The 19,658-nt window shown below is 43.8% G+C and carries 18 protein-coding genes; 11 read left to right on the top strand and 7 right to left on the bottom strand.

All coding sequences use genetic code 11. The features are described 5' to 3' along the window. Window positions 1-77: 77 nt before the first annotated feature. Entirely contained in the window at window positions 78-1,598 is a 1,521-nt protein-coding gene (locus U1F02_RS02950) for a helicase HerA-like domain-containing protein (RefSeq protein ID WP_409988851.1), read from the top strand. Window positions 1,599-1,639: 41 nt separating this feature from the next. On the opposite strand, the gene fldB is transcribed toward U1F02_RS02950, so the two are convergent. The 7 genes from fldB to trmL all read right to left on the bottom strand — a co-directional run bounded on the left by fldB (window position 1,640) and on the right by trmL (window position 9,277). Beyond that, on the bottom strand, window positions 1,640-2,164 hold the full coding sequence (gene fldB, locus U1F02_RS02945; protein WP_409988850.1) for a flavodoxin FldB: 525 nt from the start codon (window positions 2,162-2,164) through the stop codon (window positions 1,640-1,642). Next, window positions 2,161-2,607, bottom strand: coding sequence for a flavodoxin domain-containing protein (locus tag U1F02_RS02940; protein ID WP_409988849.1), 447 nt, complete (start codon window positions 2,605-2,607; stop codon window positions 2,161-2,163). The genes fldB and U1F02_RS02940 overlap by 4 nt, the downstream gene beginning before the upstream one ends. Window positions 2,608-3,032: 425 nt before the next feature. After that, complete coding sequence (locus U1F02_RS02935; protein ID WP_409988848.1) at window positions 3,033-3,842, bottom strand: class I SAM-dependent methyltransferase; 810 nt, start codon at window positions 3,840-3,842, stop codon at window positions 3,033-3,035. Then, window positions 3,808-5,166 carry a glycosyltransferase gene (locus U1F02_RS02930; protein WP_409988847.1) on the bottom strand — a complete coding sequence of 453 codons (1,359 nt, stop codon included), beginning with the start codon at window positions 5,164-5,166 and terminating at the stop codon, window positions 3,808-3,810. The genes U1F02_RS02935 and U1F02_RS02930 overlap by 35 nt, the downstream gene beginning before the upstream one ends. 439 nt (window positions 5,167-5,605) lie before the next feature. Then, window positions 5,606-7,786: a peptidase domain-containing ABC transporter gene (locus U1F02_RS02925; RefSeq protein WP_409988846.1), complete on the bottom strand. Its 2,181-nt coding sequence runs from the start codon at window positions 7,784-7,786 to the stop codon at window positions 5,606-5,608. Then, the gene (locus tag U1F02_RS02920) at window positions 7,783-8,340 is read right to left on the bottom strand and encodes a hypothetical protein (protein WP_409988845.1); all 558 of its coding nucleotides are present in this window, start codon (window positions 8,338-8,340) and stop codon (window positions 7,783-7,785) included. The genes U1F02_RS02925 and U1F02_RS02920 overlap by 4 nt, the downstream gene beginning before the upstream one ends. Before the next feature lie 457 nt (window positions 8,341-8,797). Continuing rightward, a complete protein-coding gene (gene trmL / locus U1F02_RS02915) occupies window positions 8,798-9,277 on the bottom strand; it encodes a tRNA (uridine(34)/cytosine(34)/5-carboxymethylaminomethyluridine(34)-2'-O)-methyltransferase TrmL (RefSeq protein WP_409988844.1) in 480 nt (159 codons plus the stop codon). Between the two features lie 182 nt (window positions 9,278-9,459). Here trmL and U1F02_RS02910 point away from each other — a divergent pair, with 182 nt between their 5' ends. The 10 genes from U1F02_RS02910 to U1F02_RS02865 are packed head-to-tail and all read left to right on the top strand — an operon-like array spanning window position 9,460 to window position 19,556. Continuing rightward, window positions 9,460-10,389 (top strand): MSHA biogenesis protein MshI, encoded by a 930-nt coding sequence (locus U1F02_RS02910; RefSeq protein ID WP_409988843.1) that lies wholly within the window; start codon window positions 9,460-9,462, stop codon window positions 10,387-10,389. Further along, window positions 10,389-11,003: an MSHA biogenesis protein MshI gene (locus U1F02_RS02905; RefSeq protein ID WP_409988842.1), complete on the top strand. Its 615-nt coding sequence runs from the start codon at window positions 10,389-10,391 to the stop codon at window positions 11,001-11,003. Before U1F02_RS02910 ends, U1F02_RS02905 begins: the two co-directional genes overlap by 1 nt. After that, the gene (locus U1F02_RS02900) at window positions 11,003-11,707 is read left to right on the top strand and encodes an MSHA biogenesis protein MshJ (RefSeq protein WP_409988841.1); all 705 of its coding nucleotides are present in this window, start codon (window positions 11,003-11,005) and stop codon (window positions 11,705-11,707) included. Before U1F02_RS02905 ends, U1F02_RS02900 begins: the two co-directional genes overlap by 1 nt. Window positions 11,708-11,729: 22 nt before the next feature. Further along, window positions 11,730-12,035, top strand: a complete 306-nt coding sequence (locus U1F02_RS02895; RefSeq protein ID WP_409988840.1) for a hypothetical protein — start codon at window positions 11,730-11,732, stop codon at window positions 12,033-12,035. A 13-nt stretch (window positions 12,036-12,048) separates the two neighbouring features. Then, on the top strand, window positions 12,049-13,782 hold the full coding sequence (mshL, locus tag U1F02_RS02890; RefSeq protein WP_409988839.1) for a pilus (MSHA type) biogenesis protein MshL: 1,734 nt from the start codon (window positions 12,049-12,051) through the stop codon (window positions 13,780-13,782). A 40-nt stretch (window positions 13,783-13,822) separates the two neighbouring features. Beyond that, window positions 13,823-14,743: an ExeA family protein gene (locus U1F02_RS02885; RefSeq protein WP_409988838.1), complete on the top strand. Its 921-nt coding sequence runs from the start codon at window positions 13,823-13,825 to the stop codon at window positions 14,741-14,743. Then, entirely contained in the window at window positions 14,740-16,062 is a 1,323-nt protein-coding gene (locus U1F02_RS02880; RefSeq protein WP_409988837.1) for a tetratricopeptide repeat protein, read from the top strand. Before U1F02_RS02885 ends, U1F02_RS02880 begins: the two co-directional genes overlap by 4 nt. Window positions 16,063-16,069: 7 nt before the next feature. Further along, on the top strand, window positions 16,070-17,785 hold the full coding sequence (locus tag U1F02_RS02875) for a GspE/PulE family protein (RefSeq protein WP_409988836.1): 1,716 nt from the start codon (window positions 16,070-16,072) through the stop codon (window positions 17,783-17,785). Between the two features lies 1 nt (window position 17,786). Further along, window positions 17,787-19,010, top strand: coding sequence for a type II secretion system F family protein (locus tag U1F02_RS02870; RefSeq protein WP_409988835.1), 1,224 nt, complete (start codon window positions 17,787-17,789; stop codon window positions 19,008-19,010). Window positions 19,011-19,031: 21 nt separating this feature from the next. Continuing rightward, window positions 19,032-19,556, top strand: a complete 525-nt coding sequence (locus U1F02_RS02865) for a hypothetical protein (RefSeq protein WP_409988834.1) — start codon at window positions 19,032-19,034, stop codon at window positions 19,554-19,556. Window positions 19,557-19,658 lie beyond the last annotated feature (102 nt).

Raw genomic sequence — 19,658 nt, 5'->3', positions numbered from 1 at the left:
CTGTTAAGTGGGATGAAAGCGGGTGCCGGTTATAAAACGGCCTGTTATGATTCGCGTAAATCCTCGGGAGACTCACAATGATCGAACCTATTTATTTAGCCCGCAGCGGCACTCAAGATTTGGTTTTACTGCCTGCCTTGGCCAATCGTCATGGTTTGATAACGGGCGCTACGGGCACCGGAAAAACCCTAACCCTGCAAAAAATGGCAGAGTCGTTTGCAGCCATTGGTGTGCCGGTTTTTATGGCCGATGTGAAAGGCGACTTGTCGGGTATTGGTGCAAAAGGTGTTTTGTCAGAGAAGCTGAGCGCCGCCATTGCCGAGCGCGGAACTTTGGTGCCTGAGCCGGTGGCAAACACCCCCGTGTTTTGGGATTTGTGGGGCAAGGCTGGGCACCCGGTGCGTGCAACCGTTTCGGATATGGGGCCGATTTTATTGGGGCGCTTGTTTAATTTAAATGATACGCAAGCGGGCGTTTTGCAGTTGGTGTTTAAAATTGCTGATGACAACGGATTACTGTTGCTGGATTTAAAAGATTTGCGCTCCATGCTCAATTTTGTGGGCGAAAACGCTAAACAATTTACAACGTCTTACGGAAACATTTCGGCGGCATCAATAGGTGCAATTCAGCGTGCGCTTATGGCGCTTGAGCAGGAGGGTGGCGACAATTTTTTTGGCGAGCCCATGCTCAATATTCAGGATTTGTTGCAAACCGATACACGGGGCAGAGGCGTTATTAATATTTTGGCCGCTGATAAATTAATGTTAGCGCCAAAAGTTTATGCGACTTTCTTGCTGTGGCTCTTATCGGAACTATTTGAGCAGTTACCCGAGGTGGGCGACTTGGAAAAGCCCAAACTGGTGTTCTTTTTTGATGAGGCACATTTGTTATTCAACGATGCACCACCTGCGCTGGTTGAAAAAGTTGAACAAGTTGTGCGCTTGATTCGTTCAAAAGGTGTGGGCATTTATTTTGTTACGCAAAATCCATTGGATATTCCCGACACAATTCTGGGGCAACTTGGTAACCGTGTGCAGCACGCGTTGCGTGCCTTTACTCCGCGTGATCAAAAAGCGGTAAAGACGGCAGCGCAAACCCTGCGCGCAAATCCAGCGTTTGATTCGGAAAAAGTCATCACCGAATTGGGTGTTGGTGAAGCGTTAATTTCGATGTTAGACGAGAAAGGTCGCCCCACCGTAGTTGAGCGTGCGTTTATTAATGTTCCGGGTTCGCGTATTGGCCCGCTCACGGCAGAAGAGCGCAGTGCACACATTGCTAATTCTTTGGTGGCAGGTATTTACGAAGCGGTTGAAGATCGTCAATCAGCATTTGAACTTTTGCAAGCTAAGGCCACGCAAGTAGAGTCCCCGGCAGCGGCACCCAGTGGTGGTGCTGCGCCTACTGCTTCAGGCGATTCAATGCTGGGCGGCTTGAATGATATTTTATTCGGCACAACCGGCCCTCGTGGAGGTCACCGCGATGGTGTTGCGCAAATTGCTGCTAAAACAGTTGCGCGAACCATTGCGAGCGAAGTGGGTCGCCAAATTATTCGCGGTGTTTTAGGGTCAATTTTAGGTGGCGGCCGCTCACGGCGATAAATTTTTTGAGCAGCTCAGGCTAGCGCTGAGCTGCTCAAAAATTAAAGCCCAAACTCATCGCGGATTTGGGCGCACCACAAAGAAATGCGTTCGGCCGTTTTGGCGAATTCGTTTTCTTCGTCCAAGGCCAAGCCGACAAAATGAGTTCCATCTGGCGTTAGCGCTTTGGATTCCTCATAGGTGTAGCCTTCATTGGGCCAGTAGCCACATGGAATGGCTCCGCGCGCTACAACCTTACTGTGCAAATAGCCCATAGCATCCAAAAACCATTCGGGGTAGCCAATTTGGTCGCCAAGGCCGTAGAGCGCAACCTTTTTGCCGGTGAAGTCTACTTCATTAATATCGTCCCAAATTTCTTCCCAATCTTCCTGTAGCTCGCCGTAATCCCATGTGGGAATCCCTAAAATAATGAAGTCATAAAACTGCGCGGTAATGATGGGGGTTTCGTTGATGTTGAAAAAATCCACCAGTTCTTCGCCCAGTTCAGTGCGAATTTTTTCGCCGACCATTTCCGTGTAACAAGTGGAGCTTCCGTAAAAGAGAGCAATAGGTGCTTGTTGGGTCATAGCGATTGCCCCCACGCATGAATCCAATCGCGAGTCTGCGCTTCGGGGTTGTCACCGCTACAAGCATCTAACACCAATGGTTCACCGATACGCACCGCGCCAAGATTAGCGAAGGCAGCATCTAACATACGACCTGCTTCATTAAAGGTGTTGTAGCTACTATCGGCTAGATTGATAACGCCATACCGCTTACCCGCAATGCGCGGATAGTCGCGTGTTAAATGAAGGTAGATGGGTTCAATGTTGTCCGGCAGCTCGCCTGCGCCCGTGTTGGAGTGGCAGAGCAACAAAATTTCATCGGCATTGCGCACCAAGTCTTCGGGGCGAGCGTAGGTGTTGAGGCTTACCTCATGCCCGAGCCCACGCAGGCTCGCGGCGGCAACCTCCGCGATTTGTTCGGCGCGGCCGTAAACGCTGCCGACGAGTATTTGAATAGAAGCCATGACAGAAACCTACTTTCGGAGATGGCGCGCATCATAGAGGTTTTCAAAGCGAAACAAAACTAGCTAGTTCTAAATCCGACTTAGATAAAAATAGCTGAAGAAGTATCAGAAACAATTCATCCATCGGCATACCTATTCGTGTTTGGTTGGTGTAATTCATAGAGATAATAATAGGTTGGAGAAACTCCATTTGCTTGAACAAACGAATCTAAATACTTAGGAGTTTTTGCTACAAGTTGGTAACAATAATCAAACAAACATGGCTCGTAATTTATATGAGTTAAGATCTATAGAGATTAAGTTTTACCGTTATTGTTAAAATTGTTGGGCGCAATCATCAGATATCTTACTTTATTTGATTTAATTTTTTCCAAAAAAACGCTAGTTAAGTGGCTCAAGCGAAACATAGGGTAATAGTAGCCGTGTCAGACGCTTTTTATTCCAATGTAGTTAACGGTATCTTCTAATCCCTGCTGCTCAATTACCTCTTTTCCTTTATCTTTAATATGATTATCTTCGATCACATGAAAGCCAATGTTGCGAAGCTTATCTGCAAAATCCAGCCCATAGAGTCTTACATGATCCCACTGCCAAAAAGCTTTGGTTCTTGCCTCCGGGCTGATGATAGAGCTGTCTTCGTAAGTGGTATTTCGTTTAGTGTCGATTGGTACGTCAAGCAGGGCTTTTCCGCCTGGTTTTAATACACGAAGAAGTTCCTGCATTGCCTTTTTGTCATCGTCTATATGCTCAAGGACATGCATGCAAACAATAAGATCAAATTGGTTATCTTTAAATGAAAGTTGTGTAATATCCTCTTTTCTCATCGCTCTACGGTGATCAATGTCAACGCTTAGATAATCTACTTTTGGGTTAATCTTCAATAATTCAGCAATAATACGCTCTGGTGCAAAATGTAAAACTTTTATCTTATCCTGTTGAAATTCATTTAATATTCGATCCATCGTATATTTATATGATCTATGTCGTGGATGTGAAAAGCATTCAGGGCACAAAGTTTTTTTAAATACAAAATCATAGCCCACATGAAAATCCACAAAATGCTTTCCTGACCAACCACAAAGATTACAGGACACCTTGTTTTTAGCATGCTTATAAGCACTTCTTGCATCAACAATACCCTTTATCATTTGTATATATTTTTGGATAGGGGTTTTCTTGTTTGTAGCTATTGCATGGTATCTAGCATGCTGCGCAACTCTCAATAATTTCTGCATTTTTATTCTCTTGATTTTTTAAAAATTGGTTAATTATTTTGCAACAATTTTCAACACCATTTTCATTGCGCACCAAGTCAGAGTAGTAGGCAAGAAGTTCTTGACTCTTTGGATTACTTTCGACGTGCAGCAAAATATTAGCCACGGTATCTGCATGAAATGCTTCTGGAAAGATTGAGCCGCCTAACCCAAACATCATTACTCGGACACCGTTTGCAGGCTGGTCATACATGCGGGGCCGAAGGATTTGAGGAATACCTGCACGAATTGCTTGTGCAACTGTTCCTATACCACCGTGGTGAATTAAACATCTTGCTTTGGGGAGTAGATGTGAAAATTTTGCGTGTTCGATATAAAGTAAAGGAACATCATCCACCTTTTGCAATAGATCAAAAGCACGTTTTCCATGTTTTGAGCAAAAAATCCCTGGCGAACCTAATTTACGACAAATCGGGATTATTTCATTAACAAAGGCCTGCACATCCTCTACTGCTGTACCAGGAGTGAATACTATTGGGCTGCCATATGCGTCAATAAAACGATCAATAGCAATTTCCTGTTCGCCGATTGTTTCTTCAATAAAGGGGAATCCCGCAAAATAAAAATCCTTTATGCTTTTGTCTATAGGTTCACAGAACCAAAATGGTGCAAGAACTATTTCCCGTGGGGAGTTAAACTTCGAATGAGTTTTTTTTGATTTTAAAAAGTTTAGGCTTTTCAGAAGAATTTGCCAGTTGGAGGCCACCGGCTTTAATCCCAACTCTTTTCTATACGCATTAAATTGATCTTTTACTTCAAAATTGAGCTTCAATTTCATGATATGTAGAGGTGTTTTTATATAGCGAATCCACCACTCATTATCACTGTAGAAGCTTGCGCAAAGAATTGCATCTTCAAAATTGTTCAATATCTGGGATGGGGCATAATGGGTATAAATAATAGGAATATCAAACGCCTCACAGGCCAAAACTGCAGGGCTCAGATTGCCGTGGGTGACAACAACGAGTTGAATACCTTGGGCAACTTTTTTAGCTATAAAATCATAAGTTTTTTTATAGCTTTTTCCGATAACGTGTTCGTACCTGCGTTTTCGGCCTTCGGTGCTTTCACCTGAAAGTGAATTGGTTTCACGTGCTGCCACTTGATCTTCAACTGTTCCAATAGGAAAGAAGTTAACTTCTGCCGCTTCTATGTGTTCACGAAAATATTCGTTTGTTAAAAAAGTAACTGTTCGGGTTTGCTGCATTCGTTTTGCAACGGCGAGTAAAGGGAATATGTCGCCTAAAGATCCAAATCCAACAAATAGAACTTCTATATTTTTCATGGTGTGCTCATGTGAATTCAGCGGTCATCGAATTTGAAAACGCAGCCGGTCTAGTGACCGGCTGCGTTAGTCTCACAAATGCTTATAAACAATTAGTTGTCCAGTAGCCTTGGTTATATCCAGTGCTAACCCATCTTAGAGCACATTGTTTTGGTTCTGGCGGTGCAGGGTAGTAAGTGCAGCTATAGGTAGTTGTGCTGAAGTATTGGTTGTAGCCGCATTGTTGTTGTCCACCGCTAACAGCTTTCATTTCTTTTTTTGATAAAGTACGCATTTTTATGTATTCCATATAAAAATATATTAAATATGCAGTCGAAACTGCACGTGTTTTTTGCATCCAGCAAAGACAACTTTTACAAGCTACCTTACGAAAAATGCTTTTTACTTAAACAGCGATATGCTTATCATTGTTTGTTAAAATAACATTTTCCTTTTCGTCCTAAAAACTCGCTAGTGCGCCCCCCATTAAAATTTTTTTATCTGCTGATTTAATCGTTTCTGGTCTGTGAGCAATGAGCACTTTCGTAATGGCTAAGTCTTTTATATGTTGGTTAACTAAAGATTCGTTAGCGATATCAAGATGGCTTGTTGCTTCATCCAAAAATAAAATACGAGGTTCGCGATATAAGGCTCTCGCCAACACAATGCGCTGTTTCTGTCCCCCGCTTAAGCTGGAGCCCATATCCCCCACAAGCGTTTCGTAATCCATAGTGAAATTTAAAATTTCATCATGCACACAGGCCTTCGATGTGGCGAGATAAATGCGATGCCAATCAGTGGTCGATGAAAATAATGTGATGTTGTCTTTAATGGAGCCGGAAACCAATTGATCGTCTTGCATTACTCCAGCGATTTGGCTGCGATATTGTTTGAGTGATTTGATCGGTTTCCCATCAATCAATATTTTTCCTTGCGTTGGCTCCAGTAACCCCATCAAACATTTCATGAGCGTTGTTTTTCCGCAGCCACTCGGCCCAACTATCGCGACTGATTCACCTGATTCAATGGTGAATGAAAGGTTTGAAAATAAATCTTCATCCTTGCCATCAAAACGGTAAGCCAGATCGAAAGCTTCAATTTTTCCCGAAATCACAGGGGCATTAATCGCGTTGCCAACTTTGGGTAAGTGTTCGTTAATGTTTTCCTTTTCCGTGAAAGCAATATCGCTGATGCGCTCTAAGTGAATGTCTAGCATTTTAAAATTAATGGCCTGAGTAATGAGATTGTTCACTGCAGAGATAAAGCTAATTTTAAAGCTCATAAACGCGAACAGCATTCCTATGGTAAAGCTACCTGTCATCACCAGTTTTGCAGCAAGTAAAACAACAATGATATTTTCTAGTCCGAAAATAGTGCCTTGAGCTGCACTAAATCCAATACCCCATTGGGCGATTTTAATTTCCTTATTAATGGTGGCAGCCAAACGATTTAACCATTGTAATTGGCGATCATTTTCTTGTTGAAATATTTTTAAGGTTTGAATTGCCCTCAATGTTTCCATGAAGTGTGAGTTTTCTTTGGCGCTCGCAATCAGATTTTCCAGGTTGAGTTGCTTAAAGGGTTCATAGAACGCAATTCGCATGAAAATATAAATCGCAACCACCGCCAAAACGACTATGGTTAACTGTGTGTTGTAATACCACAATACTGCGAGGGTTATAATTGCCATGAGGCCATCTAACACCGCACTTAGAATGCCTGTAGTTATCATTTGGCGAATGTGTGATAGCGAGCCGAACCGAGATAAAATGTCGCCTACATGTCGCTTCATAAAAAAACTTAAAGGCAAACGAACTAAGTGGTAAAACAAATTTGCAGCCATTTGAATATTTAGTTGGCTTGATAGACGCAAAAGTGCTAAATCTCTCGCGGCTGAAACAGCAATCTGAGTAAACATTATTAGAGTGAACCCGAGCGCAATTGTATAAAACGCATCTAGGGAGTGCTGTTTGGGGATTAAATCAATAATAATTTGTGAATAAAGTGGGGCAATGATTGTCAGGCATTCAATCAAAAGCGAAATAACTATTATTTGAATTAGACTCTTTCTTAAGCCAATTATTTCGCTCCATAAATCAGAAATTTTTAAGCGTCTGGTGTTGTCCTTTTTTTCAAAATCTTTTGTTGTGAATAGTTCAAGTGCAACACCAGTGAATTGCTTTTCAAATTGAGCCCGTGAAATTTTTCGTTTGCCGTACGCAGGGTCGTGAATGATCACGTGGTTTGCGTGGATTGATTTAATCACAACAAAATGATTTACGTTCCAATGAATGATACAGGGCAGCTTAATCTGAGATAGTTCGCTTATCTCGATGCGAATAGCGCGGCTGGCAAAATTCATGCGTCCCGCAATGTCTGCCAGCTGAGATAAATCCATTCCTTGTTGGGAGATGGGGTGATTTCTGCGTAGGCTAATTAAGTCAATAGAATACCCATAAAAACTAGAAACCATGGCAAGGCAAGCCAAACCACACTCAGCACTTTCAGATTGCAAAATAACAGGTAACTTACTGTGAAACTCAAAATTCAAAAAATTTTCTATCGGTAAAATCTGAGGTTTCTCTCTGTCAGCTTTCGGTTCAGGATCAATATGCATCATATTGTTTTCGGCGTGTGTCATTTATTCGCCCCTGCAAGATATTTCTGCAGCCATGGGAGCAATTTTTCGGGTTTGCTATTCAATGTAAACGAAAATATGATTCCTTCAGAAAGCAAAAATTTCTGATTTTGAAAGAGGACTGCAGAGCCTATTAATGATGCGTCAACTTTTAGGTTTGCAATATTCGCCTCACTAGAGTGGGGCGGGATTGATACTGAGAGGGTTTGATCTATATGAGAAATTTTTATATTGGTATTAAGGTGTTGGGTCTCTGAAAGTCCTATTAATTGAATGGGGATTATCTCGCCAACTCGAACTTGATTTGCGAAATCAATTGGCAGCATAAATCTGGCGACAAGGTTGTTGTTTTCTTGCAAAACCAATTTGCCAGTAATTATTTTAGGGGAATTTATTTCAATGAGCTGGTATATGGAAAACATTAAAGCTAACCATGCTGCACCACATAACAAAAAGACTTTGGAAGAAATATTAGGGTTTAATAGTATTTCACCATTGAGCTTGTTGTTAAGCTCATCTATGACTTGCTTCCGAAATAAATCCTGTTCTATTTTCATAATTTTTTTATGTTATTTATTATAGAAATCCATTTTTTAACTATGATTAAGCAGCTTATAGTTAATTTGACTTGTACGTTAATAACGAAAGACGGGGTTGTCAATGAAAAATATTTTTAATCGGGAGTGCTATAGCGTTTTTGAGAAAATAATCACGTTAGCGCTGAATGAATATAATTTCTGTCGCTTAAATAAACATTTGTCGGTGCGAGGTTATTGATTTAAAAAATTTTAGTGAAAAGAAATCTTAATGGTGTGCTTTTTTTTGAGTTTGTCGCCAAAAAAGATATCTCTAAGATTCAAATCCGATAGATTTTTATCCTGCACCTTTTTGTCGTTGCGGATTTTTGAGCTGTTGGAGTTGTGACATTGCATCATTCAATTCGAGAGGTACCTTATTCCGATTTTTGGTGAGCTACATATAAAAGTTGACAGTGTGTGTACTGTCAGCGGTTCCTCATTTGCTTGATACATCCAAAGCGCCTTGATAGCCTTGTTGTCGCCAAGCTTCAAATACCATCACCGCCACCGAGTTAGACAAATTCATACTGCGGCTGTTGGCTACCATGGGAATGCGTAAGACCTGTTCGTGCGGAAGTGATTCGCGCAAGCTTGCGGGCAGGCCGCGCGTCTCCGGGCCGAACAGCAAATAGTCGCCGGGTTGAAACTGCGGCTCACTGTGGCAACGAGTGCCTTTGGTACTGAGCGCAAAAATACGAACAGGTTGCTGTTTGGCTAAAAACTCATTCCATCCTTTGTAGGTTTTCACATCTTGCAGTTCTGCATAGTCCATTCCTGCGCGGTTTACGCTCTTCTCATCCAGCTTAAAACCCAGAGGTTCAATCAGGTGAAGTTGGCAGCCGGTGTTAGCGGCTAACCGAATAATATTGCCCGTATTTGGCGGGATTTCGGGTTCAAACAAAACAATATGAAACATTTGGCATTTTTACCTTTTATGGTCTAAGGTCATGATAAAGGTTATGTTTGTGTTCTCAATTATAGAGAAGAGTTATTAGGCAATTATAAAGAAGAGTTTTTAAGTGGTTGGGAAAAGTCTCATCAAATCCACCGCGCAAATTTACCTCATCCTATAAACATTCAGCATCAAGAGGCCCTTGGTTGAACTGGTTCGGTGCAAAATCGCGGAAAAACGAAGTTATCGGTGTTGAATTTACAGCCGAAGGCGTCGCATTCGCTTATATAAAGCGCCCAGCAACACAGCAACCTTTACTCAGTCATTGTGAATTTATTCCGGTTGACGCGGGTCTCAATGCGGCAGATTTGCTGCGCGCGCGGCTAGGCAAGCTAGGCCTGCTAAAGGTCCCATGCAACATCGTCATGAGCCCGGGCACCTATCAAATGTTGCTGGGTGAAGCCCCTAAAGTACCGCCAGAAGAACTTGCAGAAGCCTTGCGTTGGCGAGTTAAAGATTTAATTCAATTTCCCATCGCTGATGCCGTTCTGGAAGCTTTCCTATTGCCCGAAGATAGCGCGCGCGGAACCAGCCGTATGGCATATGCCGTGGTTGCCCAGCGCAACAACGTTGTGCAGTTGATCGGCCAAGCAAAAGCTGCTGGTTTGGATCTGCAATCCATTGATATTGCGGAGTTAGCCTTACGAAATTTAGCCCAAGCCTGTTGCGACACTAAACGTGGTATCGCCTTGGTGAGATTGGGACAGGGCGGTGGCAGCTTACAAATTATTCGCGATGGCAATGTTTACTTAAGCCGCCAATTCTCACTTGCTTATAACGCAGGTCTGCTCGACGATTTACCTGGCGAAGCACTTGTATTGGAGTTGCAGCGCTCACTCGATTACTTCGAGCGCCAAATGCGGCAAACGCCACCGAGTCATGTTTATTTGTGTGGTGAAAACGTCACAAGCGATAAGCTCACACCGGAAATTCGTAACAGTCTCGCGGTAAAAATCGAGCTATTTAATCTCGAAGCAGGTTTACAGTTTGGAGAAGGGGTGCAAGAGCACAGCTTGTCCTTATGCTTATTAGCTTTAGGCGCAGCCTTACGTGAAGACGAAGTGGGGGCGGCGTGATGCAACAGATCAACTTATACCTGCCCGAGTTTCGTCCTAATCGTGAACCTGTACGCGCGATCCACATGTTGTGGGCTGGTTTGGCGTTTATCGTTTTGTTAATCGCATTTTCAATTTATTCCAACCATCAATATAAATTGTTGGAGCAGCAACTCACTGATGAAAAAGCTGCGCAGCACAATATGCTTGCTCAATTGCAAGCGATTGCAGCCAGGAAACCCGCTCAAACCAGTGCGCAATTAGATGCGAAAATTGCACAGTTGCAAAAAAACTTGCAGCGTCATAACCAAATTCTGAGCATGATCTCGCATCAAGATCTTGGGAACGATAAGGGCTTTTCTGCTCAAGTTGGTGCGCTTGGGCAAGCATCATTAAATACCATGTCTTTGGAGAGTTTTTCTTTGCAAAAAGGTGGTAAGTACGCCGAACTAAAAGGCCTTACGCGCACAGCAGATCAGATTCCGCTCTATTTGCAGCGTTTGCGTAAAGACCCCGCATTTAGCGAAGTTGGTTTTGGGGTGCTCACGATGGAACGCGACATACAAACAGGCTTGTTAAAATTCAGCCTTGCCAAAGCAAAAGATGAGAAAGATGTAGCGGGAGGTAAGCGCTAATGTTTGAGTCTCTCAAATTAGACTTTCTGCTGTCGTTACAGGAAAAAATTGACGCGCGTATTATGCGTGAACGAGTGCTTATATTGCTAACACTTCTCGCACTTATTTTTATGTTGTGGAATTTTGCCGTTCAGTCTTCTATCGACAAAAAATCACACGAAGCGGCTGAGAGTTTGGCAAATCTAGTTAGCCAACGCGCAGCATTGCAAAGTCAGATTGCAGCAGCAACGCAAAGTTTGCTCAATGATCCAGACAAGCCTAAAAAAGAACAAATTGAACAACTCGAAAAAGATGTTCAAGGTCTTGAAACCCAGTTGCAAAGCGTTTCGCAAAATTTAATTAGAGCGGAGCAGTTGCCACAGGCTTTGCAAGAAGTTTTGCAGAAATCTCAAAGCCTCACCTTATTGGAAGTCAAAACTTTACCTGCGAAAGAACTGCAGCTAGTCGATGCGGCATCGGCGAGTCCGTCTGCTGCGCAAGCGCCAACTGAAGGCGAGCCTACAGTGGGTGTTTACCAACATGTAGTTGAATTGCGCGTTTCCGGTAGTTACAGCCAAATGCTGCATTTTTTGATGGAGTTGGAACAATTGCCATGGCGTTTTTACTGGCAAAGTTTGGACTACAGTGTGGATAAATATCCAAACGCGGAAGCCGTTTTACGTGTATATACCCTGAGCTCAGAAGAGGGCTTGTTCGGTGTTTAAAAATTTACTATGCGCATTGGTTATGTTTCCGGCTTTTTTCGCCAGTGTTGAGGCTCAGGAATCCGTTATTGATCCAACTAAGCCCTTAGGTTTTTCCGGTGGGGCAGGTGTGGTTGGTGTGAGCGCGCAACAAACCATTCAGTTGACGAGCATTTTAATTGCCGAAGATAGAAAGGTGGTCATCATTAATGGCCAAGCACTCCGTGAAAATCAAACCTTGAAGGGTGTTGGCGCTACAGTGAAAAAAATAGATGCAGATGCGGTAACACTGCAACAAAACGGTAAAGTCTGGCGCGTGGCTTTAAACAACGCGGCTATTCGCAAATAAAGCTTTTGGAGTTATGGCTATGCCACTCAAAAAAAATAATCTTATTCTTCATCGCCCGCTGGTGCTGCTTTTAATCGCGGCCTTTACGTTGGCGAACGGGTGCTCGAATAACGGCAACAAAAAAATTACCGCCGAAAATGAAATGAGCGCAGTTGTTGCTGAGCAGCTTGAGCGCAATAAAAAAGTAGCAGAGGTTCCTCCCGAGGTAACTCAAGCACTGTTAGATAACAACACCATCAAAACCGCCAGCGGCAAAAAATTTGCCGATCATTTTGATGTTTCTGTGCGAGCGGTTCCTGCACGGGATTTTTTTCTGGGCTTGGTAAACGGAACCGGCGTTAATGTTGTGGTTCATCCAGACGTGACGGGAACTATTTCGCTCGATTTAAAAAATGTAACTATGGATGAAGTCTTGCGCGTAACACGCGACATATATGGGTATGAATACAAGCAAGAACGCGGTATATACACGATTTACGCGAATGCCATGCGCACCGAAGTTTTCCGTATTAATTATTTGGATGTTCAACGCGTAGGTGTGTCTGATACCGCAGTGCTTGTTGGTCGGGCACAATCCAGCGGCCAGGGCAATAGCAATAGCGGCAACAATTCCGGCGGATCTAATAACGGAGGCGACACCGCTAATTTATTGGGCATGCTCGAGTCAGCAGAAAAAAATAAATCATCCAGCAATAGTGGTCAGGGCATTACACCTGGGTCGCGCGTTCAAACACTAAACCACACGGATTTCTGGTCTGGTTTACAGCGTACAGTTGCGTCCATTATTGGTGGCGAAGGCGGTAACCGTTCTGTAACTATTTCCCCGCAAGCAGGCATGATTGTTGTTAAAGCATTGCCAAGCGAATTAAGCGCGGTGCGGGAGTTTTTGGAGCGCTCTGAGTTGAGCGTAAAACGTCAGGTTATTTTGGAAGCCAAAATTTTAGAAGTTAATTTGAACGAAGGTTTTGAAGCGGGTGTTAACTGGGGGGCGATTTCGGGTGGTCTGCAGCAAGCCTATTCAAAAGATACAACTTATGGATCAACGGGTAATATAGATTTGCCTACTTCGATTAGCGCGAGTAAATCTTTTTCATCGGTATTAGCAATCGAGGATATCACCCAAGTTTTATCTTTATTGCAAACCCAAGGTTCCGTGCAAGTGCTCTCAAGCCCACGAGTCTCAACAGTTAACAACCAAAAAGCTGTTATTCGTGTTGGATCCGACGAGTATTTTGTAACAGGTATTTCCAACAACACGACTTCAAACGCGACCTCTGTTTCAAGCACACCTAATATTGAGTTGTCACCATTTTTTAGCGGAATAGCGTTGGATGTTACGCCGCAAATTGGGGAAGATGGCGAAGTTGTTCTCCATATACATCCTGTGGTTAGCACAGTGACAGATCAACAAAAAAACTTCACTGTAGGAAATCAGGATTTTTCTTTACCACTCGCACTTCGTGGTATTCGCGAATCAGATAGCATTGTAAAAGCCAAAAACGGGCAGGTGATTGTACTCGGCGGTTTAATGCAGGAAAACAAACGTAAAACCAATGGCAAACGGCCGGTCTTGGGTGATGTTCCTTTGGTGAATGGTTTGTTTCGCACGCAAAATAAAGCCAGTTCTAAAACCGAACTCGTTATTTTGTTGCGTCCCGTAGTTGTTGATGGCGACACATGGCAAAGCCAGTTGCAAGACAGTGAGGTGCGTATTCAAAAAATGGGCGATGAATTTAGGAACCAATAAACTCCTTTTGCTTGCAAGATAATCGTTAGTCGAGGTCACTATGTACCGCCAGCACTTTGGATTAGTGGAGCATCCGTTTTCGCTGACGCCCGATACACAATTTTTCTTCAACAGTCAAAGTCATCGTGAAGTGTTGAGTACGCTTCTGCTGGCGCTTCGTCATAGCGAAGGCTTTATTAAAATTGTCGGCGAGGTGGGTACGGGTAAGACCTTATTGAGCCGCAAGTTGTTGGCGAGCCTTGGCGATAATTTTCTCACCGCTTACATTCCAAATCCTTATCTTACGCCAGAAGAACTCAAGTGGTTTCTGGCAGAAGAAATTGGCATTACCTATTCACCGGAAATACCTTCTTATCAGCTGTTGCGTGAAATTAACCAACGCTTGGTAGAGCTTGCACAACAGAAAAAGCAAGTGGTGTTAGTAGTAGACGAAGCTCAAGCCATGCCGCGCGAGACAATTGAAGCACTGCGATTGTTAACAAATTTAGAAACAGAAAAAAATAAACTCTTACAAGTAGTCTTGATAGGTCAACCGGAGTTAGATGATCTTTTAAATAGACCCGATCTTCGTCAGCTCAAGCAGCGCATCGTTTTTTCCGAATATTTACATGGAATTCCGCGTAAAAGTTTGGCGGATTACATCAGTTATAGGTTGAGTTCCGCTGGTTATCGCGGTGCGCATTTATTTTCCGCAGGTGCAATTAATTTGCTTTACCGCGCATCGGGTGGTGTTCCGCGCTTGATCAATGTGATATCGCATAAAGCCATGCTTGCGGCCTATGGCGAAAAAAGTGAAAAGGTCACGCGTAGCCACATGGCTCGTGCCATTGCAGATACCAAAGAAAGTAAATCTATTGGCCGTATTCTTGCGCAGCGCAATATTTGGCTGTGGCCTGGTGTTGCCGCGGCAGCTGCAGCATCAGCCTTAATTCTCCCGAGCTTGTTTGGGGTGAACTTATGAGTTTGCTCAACGACATGCTGAGAGATTTGTCTCGCCAAAAACCGGTTGGTGATGGTGTTGAAGCTTACGATAACGCCTTGCTGGAAACATCGTCCCTAGCTCCTAGAAAGCAGCCCTCCTGGGTGCCCTTTGTTGTTTTTTTTGTGGTGATTTTTTGCATTGTCTTAATGGCTAAACGCTATCTTTCTTCGAGTCAGTCACTAACGCAATCAACACTGGCTCATCAAGGCACAAATATTTTGCAAGAAGCGTCATCGGTTGCATCGAATAATTCGGTAGTAACACCGGCGGTAGTGCAAGCTAATGCCGTAAATCTTGATGCTGCATCGGCTTCTGAAAATCAGGATCATATCAATGATTTGTTAAATCAAGCTGAGCGTGCGATCAGTATGGATCGTTTAACGGTACCGATTGAAGATAACGCTTACAACTACTACCAAAAAATTCTTGTATTAAGCCCTAATAACAACCAAGCCAAAGAAGGCTTGGACAAAATTGCAAGCCGCTATATGGCTATGGCGCAAGATCAAATAAATGCAGGTAACTTACAGCAAGCGCAAGCCCTTATTCAGCGAGCTCGCTTTGTGTCTGAGCGTTATGTGCAGGCGCATGAGATTTCTATTGGCGAGGTTGCGGCACAAAACCTAGGCGCTGTTGCGAGTGAAAAAATTAACGCCGAGCCTGTAATTTCAGAAACCATCAAGTCAATTCCTGAAGCAGAAGCGCAAAGTCTTTCTGTTACACCCAACGCAGCGTGGAAAGATGAACAACTGGCTAAGCATGCACAAGAACTTGCGCAACAAGGAAAGCAAACCGAGGCGCTGGCGCTGTTAAAAAGTTTTGTTGCAGCGGAGCAAAAGCCAATATTGTCCGCCGCACTCTTAGCGGATTTGTATATTCAGCAAGCCAATACCCAGGCAGCAACAATTGTGTTGCAAAAAGCAACTTATTTGCCAATAGATATAAGTACAAAATTACACGCTCAAATACTGGTTCAGCAAGGCGAGGAGAGTGAAGCTATTTCCTTGCTGGAAAAAAATATTGGCTCCGCGCAGGCAAATGAATCCTATGGTGCTTTACTTGCGAGCCTATACCACAAAACTGCGAACTATCAGCAGTCTATTCTTAGTTACCGAGGGCTACTCAATCATTTTGGTGAAAAGCCTGCCTATTGGTTAGGGCTTGCGCTTGCTTATGATGGTTTGGGCCAAACTAAAAATGCCCTTCAGGCTTACAAGCGTTTGGGTGAATTCCCGCAACTGCAAGAGCAAGTAAAAAAATACACAGATCAACGAATTGCTGCTTTAGGTGGCGAGTGAGATAAGCATGTTTAGTTCATCAAAACGTATTCGTATTGGCGATTTGCTCGTCGAAAAAAATATGATCACCGAGACCCAGCTGGCTCATGCGCTGCAAGAGCAAAAGCTGACGGGGCGTAAGCTCGGCAATCAGCTTGTCGAGTTAGGTTATGTTGATGAAAACGAATTGCTAAACTTGCTTTCTACGCAATTAGAAATTCCTTTTGTACAGCTAAAGCAGTTTCGATTTGATAAAGATTTAGTTCAAACCTTGCCCGAAACCAGTGCGCGCCGTTATCGCGTTATCGTGTTGCGCGAGGATTTCGATGGTTTGTTGTTGGGTATGGCTGACCCTACCGATATTTTTTGTTTGGATGAGTTGCAACGTATTTTGCAAAAAAATCTCAAACCCGCTGTAGTGCGTGAGTCTGAGTTGCTGGATATTCTGGATATTGCCTACAGCCATGCCAGCGAAATTGCCTCTTTGGCGGGTGAGTTGGATGAAGAGCTACAAGAGTCCGCCGTGGATTTGGATAGTTTTATCGCCGACTCGGTTGATAGCGACGCGCCTGTTGTTAAATTGCTGCAAAAAATATTTGAAGAAGCGCTAACCAACAAGGCCTCGGATATTCATATTGAGCCTGACGAAAAGGTATTGCGCATTCGTAATCGTATCGATGGTGAACTTATTGAGCAGGTGATGAATGAAAAGCGCATCGCGTCAGCGTTGGTCGTTCGTATCAAATTAATGGCTGGTTTGGATATTTCCGAAAAGCGTTTGCCGCAAGATGGTCGCTTTAACTTAAAAGTTAAACATCACAACATCGACGTGCGCTTATCCACCATGCCGGTACAATTCGGCGAATCTGTGGTAATGCGTTTGTTAGATCATACCGACGGCGTGCGCAGTTTAGATAATGTAGGCATGCCTACACATTTGGTTTCTCGCTTTAGAAAAATTATTACGCGACCTCATGGCTTGGTACTTGTGACTGGGCCTACAGGTAGCGGTAAAACCACGACGCTTTATGGCGCGCTCTCTGAATTAAATAAACCGCAGAAGAAAATTATTACGGTTGAAGACCCGGTTGAATATCGCTTGCCACGTATTAGCCAGGTGCAGTTGCACGAAAAAATTGGTTTGACTTTTAGTAGTGTGTTGCGCGCAACCTTGCGACAAGACCCGGATATTTTATTGGTGGGCGAAATCCGTGATGCCGAATCTGCAGAGATTGCTTTGCGAGCGTCAATGACAGGGCACTTGGTGTTATCAACACTTCACACTAATGATGCTATTAGCTCGGCGTTGCGTTTATTGGATATAGGTGTTGATGGCTATTTGGTTGCGACAGCCTTAAAAGCTGTTGTCGCGCAGCGACTTGTTCGTCGCATTTGTTCCAGCTGTATTCAAAATCACACCCCTGATGCAAATGAATTACAGCTGCTCGCAACAATTTCAAAAAATAGAGATTTCAGCTCAGTTGGATTTAAGCAAGGTGCCGGTTGCCCGCACTGTAACAACACAGGTTACCGCGGCCGTATAGGTGTATTTGAAATGCTGGAACTCACGGCGCCCATGGCCGAAGCCTTGCGGACGTCTGATATTAACGGTTTCGCAAAAACCGCCAGTGAAAGCCCCAACTTCAAAACGCTAAGCCAAGCGGCTCTGGAATATGCTGAACAGGGCATTACAACGCTCGATGAAGTTATGAATATTACCGCGCAAATCGAAGAGTTGAATTGATATGGCTGTATTCCTTTTTAAAGGGCGCAACGCCGATGGCCGATTGGTGAATGGTCAGGTGGAGGCTGCAAATACTGATGCAGCGGCAAGCCAACTATTGGGGCGCGGCATTACCCCGGTTTCCATGGATGAGCAAATCATTCAACTGAGTTTGCGTGAGCGGTTTGAGCGCTCTACCAATCTTGGCAAAGTTGAAACCGTTGAACTGATTATGTTTTGTCGCCAAATGTATACCATTTCAAAATCGGGTATTCCGTTGGTAAAAGGTTTGCGTGGATTATCAATGTCGTTGCGGAATTACATGTTTCAACGTGCGTTGGAAGATATAGTTGCGCGTTTAGAGACAGGCGTTGAGCTTTCAACGGCTATGCGCTTTCACCCCAAAATTTTTAACAATCTTTTCGTCAGTATGGTGAGTGTTGGGGAAAATTCCGGCCGTCTGGATTTAATATTCAAGCAGTTAAGTGAATATATGGAGCGCGACCTAAACACCAATAAAAGTATTAAAACGGCGTTGCGCTACCCCATGTTTGTGCTAATTGCCATTAGCATCGCAATGACCATTATTAACGTTAAGGTTATCCCTGCATTTGCAGGAATGTTTGCAAACTTTGGGGCGCAGTTACCCTTACCCACGCGAATCTTAATTGGTATATCAGATTTCTTTGTCGACTTCTGGCTGTATATGTTAGTGGCCGTAGTTGGTGCGGTCGCCTGGTTTTTCCACTATATAAAAACACCAGAGGGTAGCCGTTGGTGGGGACAAAAAAAATTAGGGTTGATTGTGGTGGGCGATATTATTGAACGTGCATCGCTTGCACGTTACGCGCGTTCGTTCAGTTTAATGTTGAGCGCAGGCTTGCCCATTTCAAATGCCTTGGAGCTTTGCGCTCGCGCAATCGACAATAATTATTTGGGCGATAAAATTCGCGGCATTCGAGCAGGTATAGAGCGCGGCGAAGGCTTATACCAAACACATTTGGTTAGCGGTATGTTCACCCCGCTCATTTTGCAAATGATTTCGGTGGGCGAAGAGAGCGGTCAAGTCGACAGTTTGCTCACTGAAGTCGCAGAGTTTTATGAGCGAGAGGTTGAATACGACACGAAATTATTGGGCGACCGAATTGAGCCGCTTATGATTATCATTATGGCGGGTTTTGTTACGGTATTGGCGCTGGGTATTTTCTTGCCAATGTGGGACATGTACGCCATTCAAAAACACTAAATCTGCTGCAGAACGTCTGTCATGAAAAAAAGTTTAGGCTTTTCCAGCTTTGAATTTTATTTTGTGATGTCGATTATTGGTGTGATATTGCTCGTTGGATTTCACAGGTACAACCGGCTTGCCGACGAAACAAGACGTTTGAGCTTTGAGGTGCTCGCGCAAAATTTTAGTGCGGCGGTTCAAAGTCAGCACGCCCACTGGATTATATCGCAGCAAAGAATCGGTTCAGATTCATTGCTTGATGTGGAAAACAGGCGAGTACAGTTTTCACCGGATGGTTGGCCCATAGGGGTAGATCTCGCAGATTATGGTTCTGCACAAATAACCCTTTCTGGTTGCTTTAGCCTGTGGGTAGCGTTTTTGCAGAACGCACCCGCGATTTCCGTGAGGGGCGCTAATCCTCCGCCTAAAGAGTCTTACAGACTAGCGCTTTCGAACGATGGACAGTGTCGTTATATCTGGACGCTAGCTGAACAGGAACTCCACTTCGATTATTCGCCGGTAACCGGGGTGGTCAAGATTAATAATTTGCAGGCGCACGAATAAACAACCAATTTCTGAATAAGAACTGGCAAGTTCCCGTGATTGAACTATATTTTGGTTAATCAAGCCGTTCTCACATAAATGTCTTGACGAGACAGGGATGGC

The sequence above is a fragment of the Cellvibrio sp. genome (genome assembly GCF_046347455.1).
Lineage (GTDB): Bacteria > Pseudomonadota > Gammaproteobacteria > Pseudomonadales > Cellvibrionaceae > Cellvibrio.
The sequence above is the reverse complement of the archived record's forward strand: the minus strand, read 5'-3'. Positions and strand labels throughout refer to the sequence as shown.

Excerpts from the sequence above, each read along its gene's own strand:
- U1F02_RS02950 (WP_409988851.1), top strand. The coding sequence starts at position 78 with ATGATCGAACCTATTTATTTAGCCCGCAGCGGCACTCAAGATTTGGTT.
- fldB (WP_409988850.1), bottom strand. The coding sequence starts at position 2,164 with ATGACCCAACAAGCACCTATTGCTCTCTTTTACGGAAGCTCCACTTGT.
- U1F02_RS02940 (WP_409988849.1), bottom strand. The coding sequence starts at position 2,607 with ATGGCTTCTATTCAAATACTCGTCGGCAGCGTTTACGGCCGCGCCGAA.
- U1F02_RS02935 (WP_409988848.1), bottom strand. The coding sequence starts at position 3,842 with ATGCAGAAATTATTGAGAGTTGCGCAGCATGCTAGATACCATGCAATA.
- U1F02_RS02930 (WP_409988847.1), bottom strand. The coding sequence starts at position 5,166 with ATGAAAAATATAGAAGTTCTATTTGTTGGATTTGGATCTTTAGGCGAC.
- U1F02_RS02925 (WP_409988846.1), bottom strand. The coding sequence starts at position 7,786 with ATGACACACGCCGAAAACAATATGATGCATATTGATCCTGAACCGAAA.
- U1F02_RS02920 (WP_409988845.1), bottom strand. The coding sequence starts at position 8,340 with ATGAAAATAGAACAGGATTTATTTCGGAAGCAAGTCATAGATGAGCTT.
- trmL (WP_409988844.1), bottom strand. The coding sequence starts at position 9,277 with ATGTTTCATATTGTTTTGTTTGAACCCGAAATCCCGCCAAATACGGGC.
- U1F02_RS02905 (WP_409988842.1), top strand. The coding sequence starts at position 10,389 with ATGCAACAGATCAACTTATACCTGCCCGAGTTTCGTCCTAATCGTGAA.
- U1F02_RS02900 (WP_409988841.1), top strand. The coding sequence starts at position 11,003 with ATGTTTGAGTCTCTCAAATTAGACTTTCTGCTGTCGTTACAGGAAAAA.
- U1F02_RS02895 (WP_409988840.1), top strand. The coding sequence starts at position 11,730 with ATGTTTCCGGCTTTTTTCGCCAGTGTTGAGGCTCAGGAATCCGTTATT.
- mshL (WP_409988839.1), top strand. The coding sequence starts at position 12,049 with ATGGCTATGCCACTCAAAAAAAATAATCTTATTCTTCATCGCCCGCTG.
- U1F02_RS02885 (WP_409988838.1), top strand. The coding sequence starts at position 13,823 with ATGTACCGCCAGCACTTTGGATTAGTGGAGCATCCGTTTTCGCTGACG.
- U1F02_RS02880 (WP_409988837.1), top strand. The coding sequence starts at position 14,740 with ATGAGTTTGCTCAACGACATGCTGAGAGATTTGTCTCGCCAAAAACCG.
- U1F02_RS02875 (WP_409988836.1), top strand. The coding sequence starts at position 16,070 with ATGTTTAGTTCATCAAAACGTATTCGTATTGGCGATTTGCTCGTCGAA.
- U1F02_RS02870 (WP_409988835.1), top strand. The coding sequence starts at position 17,787 with ATGGCTGTATTCCTTTTTAAAGGGCGCAACGCCGATGGCCGATTGGTG.
- U1F02_RS02865 (WP_409988834.1), top strand. The coding sequence starts at position 19,032 with ATGAAAAAAAGTTTAGGCTTTTCCAGCTTTGAATTTTATTTTGTGATG.